Here is a 13,641-nt window from a genome sequence, read left to right on the forward strand (position 1 = left end):
ATTCCAATAGAAAAGAGAGCTCCAGGGCTCTCTTTTACTTTTATATACTGTTATTCGACAGATTATGATTGCTGCTCATCCTCTTCCAGCTCAACTTCGTGTCTCAGCTGGGCTTTATAAAGGGTTGAGTAATATCCATTCTGGTCAAGAAGTTCCAAATGTTTTCCCTCCTCTACTATTTTCCCATGTTCCATCACAATGATTTTATCTGCTTTCTCAATGGTTGAAAGTCGATGGGCAATAATAATGGACGTTCTGTTTTTAGTAATTTTTTCAGTAGCTCTCTGAATCAGTTTTTCACTTTCATGATCAATGGAAGAAGTAGCTTCATCCAGAATCAGAATTTTAGGATCGGACAAATAGGCTCTAAGGAAAGATAACAACTGTCTTTGCCCTAAAGAAATAGAAGAACCTCTTTCGCTGACCACAAAATCATAGCCACCCGGAAGCTGCTCAATAAACTGGTCTACTTCAATTTCTCTGGCGCCTGCTTTTATCTTTTCCAAAGTGATGCTGTCATCACCAAAAGCGAGGTTTTCAAAGATACTTCCATGAAAAAGAAACACGTCCTGAAGGACCACTCCAATATGACTTCTGAGATTATAGAGTTCATAATCTTTTACCTCAACATCGTCAATCACGATTCTTCCGGAATTAATATCATAAAGCCTTGTAATAAGGCTGATGATCGTAGATTTGCCAGCACCTGTAGCCCCTACAATGGCAACCGTTTCTCCGGGATTTACTTTAAAATCAATTCCCTTCAGCACTTCCTGCTTCTCATCATAGGCAAAACGAACGTTTTCGAATTCTATTTTACCATCAAAATGATCTTTTTTCACCGTTCCCGTATTCGGCATAGCATAATCTTCATCCATCACCCCCAATACTCGCTCTGCCCCTACAATCCCTCTCTGGATATTGTTGAAACGGTCCGCAATCTGTCTGAGCGGACGGATCAACATGGAGATATACTGAATAAATGCGATAACAACACCGGCACTGATCGTGATATATCCACCATAAAACAGGATAAATCCAATGAATAATGAGGAGATTAATTCTACAACCGGAAAGAATAAAGAAAAGATGAAAACCGTTCTCAGTAAAGCGCTTTTCAGAGTAATGTTAATATCATCAAATTTTTTGAACTCAGCGTCCTGCCTGTTGAACACCTGAATAATGGACATTCCAGCCAGCCTTTCCTGAACGAAGGAGTTCTGATTGGCGGTCCACGTTCTTTCATCTCCAAAAGCTTTTTTCAGCCTTTTCTGAAAAAACCGGGTAATCATTACCATTAAAGGCAGAATCGCCAACGTAATATAGCTCAGATGAACATTGGTACTGAACATCATCACCAGAACAAATACAATTCTGAGAATATCCCCGAAAACCATCAGGAAACCATCGGTATACACTGTAGCAATCGTCTCCACATCACCTACAGCACGGGTTACAAGCTGCCCGATAGGAGTTTTATCAAAAAATGAGGTTCTGAAATAGATAAGCTTTGCGTACAGCCTTTCTCGAATATCACGGATAACATTCTGCGAAATAAAATTTGAAAAGTAAACTAAGAAAAAGTTTAAAATAGTTTCTGCAAAAACCAAACCTACTAAAATATAGATATGCTTCATCATCAAAGCACTGTCCTTCAGCTTGGTGATATCATTATCCACTACCTGCATGGTAAGGTAAGGTCTATACGTAGAAACTATGGACAGTATGACGGAAATTATTAAAGTAAGGATGAACCAGGAACGGAATTTCATTCCAATAAAGAATAACCTCTTAACAATCCCCCAGGTATCTTGTTTTTTCATTGTACGAGTTGAAGAAAGAATTTAAAATTCTATGCAAAAATAAGACTTTATAATTTGAAAGCCTTTACAAGTTCATCAAATCGTCATAGAAAATTTCAGATAACGGTTATTTACAATATGAATATATTGAAGAGAGAATATTCATTCCCTTATAAGTTATTTTAGCAGCCCACTGAAACACCCGAAGCCATCATACATCGTGAATTCGGGAGCCTTTGCTTGTGATTTTATACATTCTGATCTCCAATCTTTTCAATTTCAAGCGATGGTTTATTGATATTTTCTTTCACAAATTTTCGTTCAAGAAGCTGATACACTCCATAAACCGCAGCAATGGAAATGATCCAGCTGATTATATTGATTAAAGAAAAACCCGTGTAATTTACTCCGTCAAGAGAATCCGGATCTGTAATACCCTTATAAATTCCGTAAGAGAAACCAAAGAACAGCTGAGTTCCCAGATAGACTCCAATGGCCAAAAGTCCATAGTGCCATTTTGTTTTTCCAAACCTTTCGGCAAGCTGTGCGTAGTACCGGTACGCTCCGATAAGAATAAAAATTGATAACATAATTCGTGTTTTATATATTAAAAAAATCAGGTTTGTCCTGATTTCACTATTCATTCAGCACTTGTTTTATTTCCATTATGAAAAGAAATCAACACAAGCTTTTTTCTGGAGAAAGTCAGTACCTGCTAAAATAATAATTTTTTCCGTATTGTGAACAAACAGAATGATATACAAAATTTTTGAAATTTTTATTCCTGAATATTTGATTCGTTATGCTTGTAATCTAGCTGTTCTGATCAAAATCATATCCTACATCCACAAGAAACAATCCGTGACCCGGAGCTGAAGTTCCGGCAGCATTCCGGTGTTTGTCTTCAATGATTTTACGAAGATCTTCAGGTTTTATTTTGCCACTTCCAATTTCTACCATAGTTCCTACGATAGCACGAACCATATTTCTAAGGAAACGGTTGGCTGAAACCGTAAACTTAAGTTCTGTCCCATCCTGTTCCCACTCTGCTTTGTACATTTTGCAGATATTGGTTTTGTTGTCCGTTTTTAATTTGGCAAAACTCGTAAAATCCTCATATTCAAACAAAATTTTACAGGCTTCATTCATTTTATGAATATCCAGTGGTCTTTTCCAGTGCTGCCATGCAGATTCCTGAGTAAAAGGATTTTTAGCCAGAGAAATATAATACTCATACGTCCTGTACGTCGCATCAAAACGGGCGTGAAAATCATCTTTCACCTGAAACATTTTTTTAATGGCAATATCAGGCGGAAGAAAACTGTTCAGTTTATAAGGAAGATGGACTATATCCACCTCTTTTTCCGTATCGAAATGGGCAAATATTTTTTTGGCATGAACCCCGGTATCGGTTCTTCCGGCTCCAGTAGTTTTGATCTCTTCCCTTAAAATAGTGGAAAGTGCTTTTTCCAGCTCTTCCTGTACAGAAATAGCGTCCGGCTGTATCTGATAACCGAAATAATTTTTCCCGTTGTAAGAAAATTCTATAAAGTATCTCAATGTATTAAAATAACTCCACAAAAATACTTTAATTTAATGAAAAGTCTTTCAGAATATTGCTTAAAATCCTTATGAAAATTCCTATTTTTGCAAACGTATGAAAAGATGGTACCTTTATCCTTTTTCCCTTGGTTATCATTTGGTAACGGGTATCCGAAACACAATGTATGATCTGGGAGTTTTTAAAACAACGAAGTTCAACACTCCGATCATCAATGTCGGGAACCTTTCTGTGGGCGGAAGCGGAAAATCGCCGATGGTGATGTATCTTGCCCAATATCTGTCCAAACATTACAGGACGGGAGTCCTTTCACGTGGATACGGAAGACTGAGCAAAGGCTATGAAGTGACGAATTATGAAAGCAATTACAAAGTAGTAGGCGATGAAGCCATGCAGCTTTTTGAGCGCTTCAAAAACCGATTCGTGATTGCCGTTTCAGAAGAAAGAGTTCCCGGAGCTAAAAAGGTGATCGCTGACATGGATCTTGATGTTCTCGTTCTTGATGATGCTTTACAACACAGAGCCATCAAAGCAGGGTTCAACATTCTGATGACTGATTTTAATGATCCTTATTTTAAAGATCATCTTCTTCCGGCTGGAGATTTAAGAGAATCCAGAAAAGGTTCAAAACGGGCAAACATTATTATGGTCAGCAAATGTCCTGATGAGCTTACCGAAGAAACCAAACGCTATTATATTTCAAGGATAAGACCGTCCTACAACCAGAAGGTATTCTTTTCATCGATCGGGTATGACGAAAATGTGTACGGAAAAGACAAAATGCTTCCGGACAATAATCTGAATTACTACGATATCCTTCTGATCACAGGAATTGCCAATCCGAAACCTCTTCTTGAGCATCTGGCAAAATTCTCACAACGCGTGAAGCATTTAAAATTCAGAGACCATCATAATTTTACAGATGATGACATTAAAAAGATCATTGCAGAATATAAAAAATTAGGAGAATACAAACTGATCCTGACGACAGAGAAAGATTATGTACGTCTGAAAACTTTTGATTATCTTAGAGACATTGTTTACTACTGGCCGATCAATGTTATCATTGATAAAAAGGAAGAATTCAACCAAATCATCTTAGATTATGTTAGAAAAAATTAAGCAGACCGCAGATTTCATTAAAAATATTATCAAGGAAACCCCCGACTTCGCGATCATTTTAGGATCCGGGCTGGGAAAACTGCAGGATGAAGTAGAAGCCATTCACATTTTAGAATATCCTGAAATCCCCAATTTTCCCCAGACCACAGTGGCTGGACATGGCGGAAAATTAATTTACGGAATTCTGGAAGGAAAAAAAGTCCTGATGATGAGTGGGCGTTTTCACTATTATGAAGGCCATTCTATGGAAACCGTGACTTTTCCCATCAGAGTTTTTCATCTTTTAGGCATTAAAAACCTTATCCTTTCAAATGCATGCGGTGGCGTCAACCCAGCTTATAATGTTGCAGATATTGTTATTCTAAAGGATCATATCAATATGATGCCTGAACATCCGCTTCGGGGTAAAAATATTGATTCTTTCGGGCCACGTTTTGTAGATATGAGCGAGCCGTACAATAAAAAAATGATCGAAGTGGCTGAAAAAGCGGCCATCGAAAATAATATTAAAATTCATCAGGGGGTGTACGTAGCTTTACAGGGACCTACTTTTGAAACGCCCGCAGAGTACGGGATGATCAAAGCCATCGGTGGTGATATGGTGGGAATGAGCACTGTTCCCGAGGTCATTGTTGCCAGACATATGGGAATGGATTCTTTCTGCATCTCTGTTATTACTGATCTTGGTGGACCTGACATTGCCTTTGCCGTTTCTCACGAGGAAGTTCTGAACGCAGCCAATAAAGCTATGCCGAATGTCATCGCTGTGGTGAAAGGTCTGGTAAAAAACTATCAATAATTCTTTATAGAAAATTTCGATCTCATAAATTTTTCCTAATTCAGAAAAAATCAATCTCCAATTGCATTTCATTGTTTAGATTTGTATATGAAATTGAAAAAATGAAAAAGTTAGCCCTAATTTTTATGATCGGTGTTTTCGGCGTGAGCTCTGCACAGGAGCAACCGAAAGTGCTAAAAACCAGTTTCTCTAAAGAAGCTTTGGTACAAAAGCTCGAAGATGAGCAAGGTAAAAATGTCACCATTCAACAAATTCTGGATCAGCATAAGGGAAAAGTTTTAGTGATTGATTTCTGGGCCGGATGGTGCAGAGATTGTTTAAAAGCACTTCCAAAAGCAGAAGAACTTGAGAAAAACAACCCCAATGTAGATTTCGTTTTCCTGTCACTGGAAAGATCAAAAGAAGGTTTTGACAAAAGCCTTGACAGATTCAATATGAAAGATAAGGATAATTACTGGTTTGCTTCAGGATGGAAAAACAATTTTAATAATTATATTGACCTGAACTGGATTCCAAGGTATATGATCGTAGATCAGAAATCTTCTATTGCAAAATATTATGCTATTTCACCGGAAGATCCGGAGATCCAGGAAACGATAAACCGTCTTTTGAAATGATTACCAGAGTAGCTACAGAACAGGATTTAGAAATCCTTTTAGAATTTGAGCAGGGAATTGTTACTGCAGAAAGACCCTTTAACAGTACACTGAAAGATGGAGAGATTCACTATTACGATCTTCTTCATCTGGTACAATCTCAGGACTCACTGGTACTGGTAACGGAAGAGAATAATGAAATCATTGCATCCGGATATGCAAAAATCAAGCGACCGGAAAATAATTATTCTAATTTTGACACCTACGCTTATCTTGGTTTTATGTATGTAAAGCCTGAACACAGAGGAAAGGGTGTCAACAAGCTGATTCTGGATGAACTGATCAGCTGGGCAAAGTCTAAAGATATTCATGAAATAAGGCTGGATGTTTACGCTCAAAACGAATCTGCTGTAAAAGCCTATGAAAAAGCAGGCTTTGAATCATTACTCGTTACAATGAGAATGAAAACCTAATTAGAATTTAATTCAAAATAAATGAATCCATATCTTTGCGGTATGGATTCTTCTTTTCCCACCCGTAAAATAATTCATGTCGATATGGATGCATTTTATGCTTCCGTAGAACAGCATGATGATCCTTCACTCAAGGGAAAGCCTGTTGCTGTGGGAGGAGAACATCGTGGGGTAGTTTCAGCGGCAAGCTATGAAGCCAGGAAATATGGAGTGCGCTCTGCCATGCCCAGCAAAACAGCCAAGGAAAAATGTCCGCATCTAATTTTTGTGCCTCCCCGCTTTGCCCGGTATAAAGAAATATCAAAAAAGATCAGGGAAATTTTTCATGAATATACGGATCTGGTGGAACCTCTTTCTCTGGACGAAGCCTATCTTGATGTTACGGAGAACAAGAAAGATATAGAATCTGCCAATCAGATCGCCAAAGAGATTCGCCAGAAAATATTTGAACAGACGGGTTTAACTGCTTCTGCGGGAATTTCCGTGAATAAATTTCTGGCAAAAGTAGCTTCCGACATCAATAAACCGAATGGGCAGAAGACCATTCACCCCGATAGAATTGAAGGTTTTCTTGAAGAGCTTCCGGTAGAAAAATTTTATGGCGTAGGAAAGGTTACGGCTAACAAAATGTTTAGTTTAGGCATTTATAAAGGAAAAGATTTAAAGAAAAAATCAATCGAAGAGCTGGTCAGACTTTTTGGAAAGTCAGGAGGCTATTACTACAATGTTGTCCGGGGTATTCATAATTCCGAGGTGAAACCTCATCGTATCCAGAAAAGTGTGGCCGTAGAAAGAACTTTTTTTGAAGATCTGTTTGATGATCAGGAGATCAATGAAAAACTGGAGCATCTGAGCCAGGAGCTTCATCAGCGACTCCAAAAGAATAATATTTTGGGAAGAGCCCTAACTTTAAAAATTAAATATAAAGATTTTTCCCTTTTTACAAGAAGTTTCACAAAGGAAGACTATTTTACTTCTCCTGAACAATATTTCAACACGGGAAAGAAACTCTGGGAGCTCAGACCTTTCGATAAACCTGTGAGATTATTGGGACTTTCCCTCTCCCATCTCAACACGGAAGAAAAAAAACAGGTTTCTATTCAACTAAAAATCCCGTTTGAAGAATTTGAGAACCAATAGGTGAAAAATTTTCACTATCTTGTAGGAAACCAACCAAATTACGATTTATGAACGCGACGATGATTCAATTTTTCCACTGGTACTCTGAAGGAAACGGCAAATTATGGAAAGAAGCAGAAAAACAGGCCTCCCATCTGGCAAAATTAGGAATCACCTCAGTATGGTTTCCCCCGGCTTATAAAGGAACGAATGGAGGTTATTCAGTAGGATATGATGCCTACGATCTCTATGACCTTGGAGAATTTGATCAGAAAGGAAGTCTTCCCACCAAATACGGTACTCATGATGACTATGTTAAAGCCATTAAAGCTTTAAAAAAACAAGATATCAACATTATCGTTGACATTGTTCTCGGGCATAAGGCCGGAGGCGACGAACTGGAAAAGTTTAAAGCGGTAAAAGTAGACGAAAACAACAGGGAAAAGATTATTTCCGATGTCATGGAAATTGAATCTTATACGAAATTCACCTTTCCCGGAAGAGGAAAAAAATATTCTGATTTTGAATGGAATTTCAACTGTTTCAGCGGTGTAGATTATGCTGAAGGAATGGAGTCCCATATTTTCAAAATACAGTCTGAATATGGTAATGACTGGGAAGAGATGATTGATGATGAGAAAGGAAATTACGACTATCTGATGTATAACGACATCGAGCACCGAAATCCTTTTGTACGGGAAGAACTCAACAGCTGGGCGGAATGGTATTTCAACCTTACTGATTTTGATGGAGTGAGACTGGATGCTTTAAAACATATTTCTTTTGATTTTTATAAGGAATGGCTGACAATGCTGCGTACCAATTCGGGCAAAAATATTTTTGCAGTTGGAGAATACTGGGCTCCTGGACAGCTTAATCTTCTTCAGAAATATATCGAAGTAACGGAAGGATGCATGAGTCTTTTTGACAGTTCACTTCAAAACAACTTCCATACTGCTTCCAACGAGGGAGGCTCTTACGATCTCCGAAGAATTTTTGACGAAACCCTTACGCAGGCAGATCCTATGCATTCTGTAAGTCTTGTGGATAATCATGACACCCAACCTCTGCAGGATCTTGAAGCTCCCGTAGAAGCATGGTTTAAGCCATTAGCTTATGCCCTGATTCTGCTTCGTGAAAGTGGATATCCATGTGTTTTCTACCCTGACCTTTATGGTGCTCATTATACGGATAAAGGAGGAGATGGTAATGATCAGGAAATTTTTCTTGAGAAAGTAGACGGTATTGAAGAACTTCTTACGGCAAGAAAAGATCATGCGTACGGAGCTCAGCGGGATTATTTTGAAGATGCCAACTGTTTGGGCTGGACCCGTGAGGGAGATGATGAACATTCGGGGTGCGCTGTTGTCCTAAGCAACAAAGATGCGTATACTAAACCTATGGAAATGGGGAAACGCTATTCCGGAAAAGAATTCTATGATCTGCTTAACAGAAGTAATGAAAAAGTAACGATCGATGAAAACGGATGGGGTAATTTCCCGGTTCCGGCAGGAAATGTGAGTGTATGGATTTCTGAGTAAGTCCTGAAATCAATATAAAAAAGCATCCCTGATCAGAAGGCTAACTTCCAGTCGGGGATGCTTTTTAGTTGTACTGACGCAGTAATTCTTTAACAGAATATATAACGGCAATTCTGTATGTTGATGGCCCACTCACAGCAATAGCCGTCTTCATTGGAAGTACAGCATACCCTATCGCGGTTGATATCCCCTCCTTTTAGATTCTTAAGCTCATGGCGGTCAAGTTTTCGTGCGTTCAGATGTTTTTTCGTTTTCATAGTTAATATGTTTAAAGTTTGGTTAATCAAATATAAATAAAATATCTATATCATTAAACAATTACTCACATTTCACTGATTTAACGTATACATTTCACAAAAACCAAGTCATCAATTGCATTATCGATTAACAAGGAAAAAAACTTAAAGCATCTTCCTCTGCTTTATTTCAGTTTCCGGTCCTATCATTTTTTATTGATCCTGAGATTTAAAACTCAACTTTTCGAATCATCAGAATTTCAGGTCTTTCAGAGGTAGCTGACAGGTTTCCAGTTCTGGCAAATTCGGCCCAGAGCGCTCTCAGTTTTATCCCGTTTTCATGCACAAACGACCACGGAATGTCTTTCAACAGCCCTGCCGATTTCCATGCCTGCTCGTTTCCAAAAATAAGAGGAAGGTCTATACAGTGAGCAGCACCAATATGATGATATTCCGACTTTGAATGGATCCTGAATAAATAAACATTCCCTCCTGCCCTGGCGTAATTTTCAGCAAATTCTTCTGCGGGTTTTCCGTAGATGAATTCAGTTGTTTTTCTTACGGCCTTATCCAATATTTTTAATCCGATTCCTTTTCCAAAATATTTGTTTAAAGCATCGGAAGTTTTGAGATAAAATGCAGTTTCATTATCATTCAAACCGATAAGAACATCATATTGACCAGCCTTTAATTTCCATGTATCAATGGCTTTATTTTCCTGACATAAAGGAGGAAAGCCATATTGTGTTCCGAAAGGCATTGCTGCTTTCAATCCGTATTTTATGACAGCCGGCACCTGTTTTCTATATTCGTCCGCTATTTTTAAAGCATCAGGTTCACCCCTGAGAAATTCTGTTTTCTTCAGGAATTCTGCAGACATTTTTTGTCTGGTATGGCGTAATCCCAGAGGGGCACTCTGGATAATCACCCGCTGAAACAAGCCGTCTATTCCTTCCGAGATCATCAGATGGGCAATAGCATCACCTCCCGAAGACTGTCCTAAAAGAGTAATATTTTCAGCATCACCCCCGAAATCTGAAATATAGGTTTTGATCCACTTTAATGCTTCAATGATATCAAACAATCCGAGATTAGGAGGTCTGTTTTCATCACCGCCCAAGAAACCGAAAATTCCAAGCCTGTAGGAAACGGTAACCACTATGATCTGCTGTTCTCTCACCCATTCACTGGGATCAGAAGTAGGCAGGTCACCACATCCGATCTCATGAGAACCCCCATGAATCCAAACTACAACGGGAAGTTTCTCATGGTTTGTAAAGGTTTCAGGGCGGAATACGGAAAGAAACTGGGTAGATTCATCCGGTTCAAAATTTTCGATTGGGGTAGGACCGATCATCTTTTCTACGAGCGGACTTATGGTCTGCGGACAAACCGGTGTTTTATGCGGAAATATCATTTCTGATTCCAAAGGCTTTCCCGGCACAGGTCTTTTGAATCTTTCGGAACGGGCATACCGGATGCTTTTGGCTTTAATGACACCGTTCTCTTTTAATGCGATCATTTTCCCAAAGGAGGTTTGAAAAATGTGAGTTTTGGTCTGTGGAACTGTCATTTTAAAAAACTTTGAAAAATTTTATCTATTAAAATTAATTTAGTTTTTTGAAATGGGAAAATTTATTGGGGAAATTCTTGCCTTCAGCTTTAAAGCGTGAAACGCTAAGATTTTTATAATTTTATAGTTTGGAGAGAAAAGGCATTAATACTCAGCAAAGGCAGATTTAAACACAAATTCAACTGATTTTTTACACGAATGTTCACAAATGATTCTGGATAAAAAATGTGGTACTGGTGAAAATACCTGTTTTAACCGTGTTTTAAAATGATCAGTTTAATGTTTTATATTCACTGGGTGAAACTCCGACTTTAGCTTTGAACAATCTTGTAAAATGCTGCGGATACTTAAACCCAAGATCGTAAGAAATTTCACTGATGGATTTTGATGGATTTAAAATCTGCTCTTTTGCCACATCAATCAGTTTATTATGAATAAATTCCTGAGCAGAAACTCCCAGTTCTTTTTTGATCAGATCACCAAAATAGTTGGCAGAAAGATTAAGCTTTTCTGCAAAATAATTGACCATCGGAAAGCCTATATTTTTAGGATTATCTGATGTAAAATAGTCGTCCACGAGATTTTCAAATTTTCCGATCACTCCCTGATTGACATGATCCCTTGTTATAAACTGACGGTCATAGAAACGCATGCAGTAATTCAGGAACAATTCAATATTATTTACGATCAATGATTTGCTGTGTTTGTCTATGGACTGTTCCAGTTCAAGTCTTATATTTTTAAAACATTCCAAAATAATCTCTCTTTCTTTTTCTGAAAGGTGTAAAGCTTCGTGAACGTCATAAGAAAAGAAGCTATAATCATTGATATTTTTGCCCAGGTTTGTTCCTTTAATCAGATCAGGGTGAAACAGCAATGCATATCCGCCCGGCTGTATTGACTTTCCGTCGTTGTTTACTCCGCTTACCTGCCCTGGAGCAATGAAGACCAGCGTTCCTTCCTGATAATCGTAGCTATGCTTGCCGTAATGCATATCGCCGCAGATGACATCTTTCAGAAAAACCGTATAAAAGGTATACGTCCTCCTGTACTGACAAATAGGGTCTGATTTTGAAAAATCAACCACACTTACCAGCGGATGCAGGGTTTCATTATTAACCATTTTATTGTAATCTGAAACGCTTTTCACTTGATCAACTTCCTGATCTTCCATTGACTATCTTTTTAATCTTATTCAAAATTACCACTTTCTGACGTACCTCTTATGATGTCTGTAAAATTGGTAGGTATTTCGGTAATCTGTATAAGCTGTGTTTATTTAAAAGTATCGAATTTTGTACCGTTATGGAAACAGTGAATACCAACATTTTTCCAAAAGGAGAAAAAGTCCCTGAGGCCTATTTTTCCGGAGGAACAGCATGGGTGCAGATTTTAAAACCCAATGAAGATGATCTGAACTGCCAGATCGGAAATGTTGTCTTTGAGCCCGGATGCAGAAATAACTGGCATTCTCACGGCGGCGGACAAATTTTAATCGTAACTTCAGGAACAGGATTTTATCAGGAAAAAGGAAAACCAGCTCAGGTATTGCGTGCAGGAGATGTGGTGAATATTCTTCCCGAGATCATCCACTGGCATGGGGCAGCTGCAGACAGTGAGTTTACGCATATCGCGATAAATCCCAATACTCAAAACGGTATTGTGGAATGGCTGGAACCTGTAAGTGACGAGGAGTACAACAATTTATAACTCAACTTAATTAACTTAAATCGAATAAACCAATGAGCACATTAACAGTAAAAGCCTATGGAGCTGAGTCTACCACGGCAGATCTGAAAGAAATGAATATTGAAAGAAGAGAAACAACCCCTAAAGATGTAGAAATTGAAATTCTATACTGCGGGGTATGCCACTCTGATCTCCATACTGCAAGAAATGACTGGGGCGGATCTTTGTATCCTGTAGTTCCCGGGCATGAAATCGTAGGAAGAATTACCAATGTGGGAAGTGACGTTTCTAAATTCAAAGTAGGTGATCTTGCAGCCGTAGGATGTATGGTAGATTCATGCGGACACTGCGACAGCTGCAAACAGGATCTTGAACAATATTGTCTGAATGGATTTACAGGAACTTATAATGGCAAAGACAAGCATTTGGGAGGTCACACTTTTGGTGGATATTCCCAGAAAGTAGTGGTGGATGAACATTTTGTGTTGAGTGTCCCTGAAAATTTAGATCTGGCTGCAGTAGCGCCCCTTTTATGTGCGGGTATCACTACATGGTCTCCTTTGAGACACTGGAATGTCGGACCCAACTCTAAAGTGGCTGTGGTAGGTTTAGGCGGACTAGGACATATGGCGATCAAACTAGCAAAAGGATTGGGTGCTGATGTGACCTTATTCTCCAGAACTCCGGGAAAAACAGAAGATGCCAAGCAATTGGGAGCTGATCATGTGGTGATTTCTACGGATGATTCTCAGATGGACACTGTAAAGGGAAAATTTGACCTCATCATCGATACGGTTCCTTATGAGCATGATGTTAATCCTTATATGCAGACGCTTACTCTGAACGGAACTTTGGTTCTGGTAGGATTTGTAGGTGAATTCAGTGAAACCGAAGTAAGTACAAGACCGATGATTTTCCAACGCCGTTCTGTTGCTGGTTCATTAATCGGTGGTATTGCGGAAACACAGGAATTACTTGATTTCTGCGGAAAACATAATATCGTTTCAGATATTGAACTGATCAAAATGCAGGATATCAATCAGGCCTATGAAAGAATGATTAAAAGTGACGTGAAATACCGTTTTGTAATCGATATGCAATCTTTGTAATGACCCGTATATTTTAACGAA

14 protein-coding genes are annotated in these 13,641 nt (G+C 38.6%); 8 read left to right on the plus strand and 6 right to left on the minus strand.

All coding sequences use genetic code 11. From position 1 onward, the window contains the following. Window positions 1-62: 62 nt before the first annotated feature. From BW964_RS16125 to truA, 3 genes are all read right to left on the minus strand, one after another. Window positions 63-1,823 (minus strand): ABC transporter ATP-binding protein, encoded by a 1,761-nt coding sequence (locus BW964_RS16125; protein WP_076508692.1) that lies wholly within the window; start codon window positions 1,821-1,823, stop codon window positions 63-65. Between the two features lie 227 nt (window positions 1,824-2,050). Beyond that, window positions 2,051-2,392, minus strand: coding sequence for a hypothetical protein (locus tag BW964_RS16130; RefSeq protein WP_076508694.1), 342 nt, complete (start codon window positions 2,390-2,392; stop codon window positions 2,051-2,053). Window positions 2,393-2,615: 223 nt separating this feature from the next. Then, window positions 2,616-3,362 (minus strand): tRNA pseudouridine(38-40) synthase TruA, encoded by a 747-nt coding sequence (gene truA / locus BW964_RS16135; protein ID WP_076508695.1) that lies wholly within the window; start codon window positions 3,360-3,362, stop codon window positions 2,616-2,618. Between the two features lie 97 nt (window positions 3,363-3,459). Between truA and lpxK the strand changes: the two genes are divergently transcribed. The 6 genes from lpxK to BW964_RS16165 all read left to right on the plus strand — a co-directional run bounded on the left by lpxK (window position 3,460) and on the right by BW964_RS16165 (window position 9,013). Further along, window positions 3,460-4,485 (plus strand): tetraacyldisaccharide 4'-kinase, encoded by a 1,026-nt coding sequence (lpxK, locus tag BW964_RS16140; RefSeq protein ID WP_076508697.1) that lies wholly within the window; start codon window positions 3,460-3,462, stop codon window positions 4,483-4,485. Then, window positions 4,469-5,284, plus strand: coding sequence for a purine-nucleoside phosphorylase (locus BW964_RS16145; protein WP_076508698.1), 816 nt, complete (start codon window positions 4,469-4,471; stop codon window positions 5,282-5,284). The genes lpxK and BW964_RS16145 overlap by 17 nt, the downstream gene beginning before the upstream one ends. 101 nt (window positions 5,285-5,385) lie before the next feature. Then, the gene (locus tag BW964_RS16150; protein ID WP_076508700.1) at window positions 5,386-5,901 is read left to right on the plus strand and encodes a TlpA family protein disulfide reductase; all 516 of its coding nucleotides are present in this window, start codon (window positions 5,386-5,388) and stop codon (window positions 5,899-5,901) included. After that, window positions 5,898-6,353 (plus strand): GNAT family N-acetyltransferase, encoded by a 456-nt coding sequence (locus BW964_RS16155; protein WP_076508702.1) that lies wholly within the window; start codon window positions 5,898-5,900, stop codon window positions 6,351-6,353. The genes BW964_RS16150 and BW964_RS16155 overlap by 4 nt, the downstream gene beginning before the upstream one ends. 42 nt (window positions 6,354-6,395) lie before the next feature. Then, the gene (dinB, locus tag BW964_RS16160; protein WP_076508704.1) at window positions 6,396-7,493 is read left to right on the plus strand and encodes a DNA polymerase IV; all 1,098 of its coding nucleotides are present in this window, start codon (window positions 6,396-6,398) and stop codon (window positions 7,491-7,493) included. A gap of 47 nt (window positions 7,494-7,540) precedes the next feature. Further along, the gene (locus BW964_RS16165; RefSeq protein ID WP_076508706.1) at window positions 7,541-9,013 is read left to right on the plus strand and encodes an alpha-amylase; all 1,473 of its coding nucleotides are present in this window, start codon (window positions 7,541-7,543) and stop codon (window positions 9,011-9,013) included. Window positions 9,014-9,102: 89 nt separating this feature from the next. Here the strand turns inward: BW964_RS16165 and BW964_RS22405 are convergent, their stop codons facing one another. The 3 genes from BW964_RS22405 to BW964_RS16175 all read right to left on the minus strand — a co-directional run bounded on the left by BW964_RS22405 (window position 9,103) and on the right by BW964_RS16175 (window position 11,996). Next, window positions 9,103-9,270 carry a TIGR04149 family rSAM-modified RiPP gene (locus tag BW964_RS22405; protein ID WP_123911995.1) on the minus strand — a complete coding sequence of 56 codons (168 nt, stop codon included), beginning with the start codon at window positions 9,268-9,270 and terminating at the stop codon, window positions 9,103-9,105. A gap of 208 nt (window positions 9,271-9,478) precedes the next feature. Beyond that, window positions 9,479-10,822: a carboxylesterase family protein gene (locus BW964_RS16170; RefSeq protein ID WP_084175934.1), complete on the minus strand. Its 1,344-nt coding sequence runs from the start codon at window positions 10,820-10,822 to the stop codon at window positions 9,479-9,481. A 271-nt stretch (window positions 10,823-11,093) separates the two neighbouring features. Beyond that, the gene (locus BW964_RS16175; RefSeq protein WP_076508708.1) at window positions 11,094-11,996 is read right to left on the minus strand and encodes a helix-turn-helix domain-containing protein; all 903 of its coding nucleotides are present in this window, start codon (window positions 11,994-11,996) and stop codon (window positions 11,094-11,096) included. 131 nt (window positions 11,997-12,127) lie between these two features. On the opposite strand from BW964_RS16175, the gene BW964_RS16180 reads away from it, so the two are divergent. Together BW964_RS16180 and BW964_RS16185 are read left to right on the plus strand one after the other, a co-directional pair. Further along, window positions 12,128-12,532 carry a cupin domain-containing protein gene (locus BW964_RS16180; RefSeq protein WP_076508710.1) on the plus strand — a complete coding sequence of 135 codons (405 nt, stop codon included), beginning with the start codon at window positions 12,128-12,130 and terminating at the stop codon, window positions 12,530-12,532. A 32-nt stretch (window positions 12,533-12,564) separates the two neighbouring features. Then, window positions 12,565-13,620: an NAD(P)-dependent alcohol dehydrogenase gene (locus tag BW964_RS16185; RefSeq protein ID WP_084175937.1), complete on the plus strand. Its 1,056-nt coding sequence runs from the start codon at window positions 12,565-12,567 to the stop codon at window positions 13,618-13,620. The last annotated feature ends 21 nt before the right edge of the window (window positions 13,621-13,641 follow it).

Origin of the sequence: Chryseobacterium shigense, from assembly GCF_900156575.1 — a bacterium.
GTDB lineage: Bacteria > Bacteroidota > Bacteroidia > Flavobacteriales > Weeksellaceae > Chryseobacterium > Chryseobacterium shigense.